This window comes from Acinetobacter sp. WCHAc060033 (genome assembly GCF_004209125.1).
Lineage (GTDB): Bacteria > Pseudomonadota > Gammaproteobacteria > Pseudomonadales > Moraxellaceae > Acinetobacter > Acinetobacter wuhouensis.
On sequence record NZ_SGSW01000195.1, the window covers coordinates 1 to 403 of the forward strand.

Annotated in this window: 1 protein-coding gene; it reads right to left on the reverse strand. The window is 34.2% G+C overall.

The genetic code is table 11. The annotated features are described in order from the left end of the window. Positions 1–17: 17 nt before the first annotated feature. Positions 18–403 (reverse strand): IS5 family transposase (locus tag EXE10_RS21250; protein WP_130114617.1); only part of this gene is annotated, 386 nt, incomplete at its 5' end.

The following is a 403-nucleotide window of genomic DNA, read 5'->3' on the forward strand; positions in this document are numbered from 1 at the left end:
TAGGGTCTGTTGACATTTCATAATGGTAACCAAATATGGATACATGCTAGAGCAACAGCACTTTTAAAATTTCGTTTGAGTTTATCAAATCGTGTAGCAATTCCTCGGAAATGCTTCAAACGGCAAAAGGCATTTTCAACTAAGTGTCTGATTTTATATAAATACCAATCCATATGATCATTATTTAACTTGGTATTTGATTTTCTTGGGATATTTGCTTGAGTCTTTGTTTTTTGAATCTGATCTCTTAAGGTTTCGCAGTCGTAACCTTTATCAGCACAGAGTATTTCCGTTTCAGTTAGGTCTAACTTTTCAACTAATTTGGGAGCAACTTTGACATCATGAGTTGTTCCATCTGAGATTATAAACTCAATAGGATTACCAAGAGCATCTACCGCTAAAT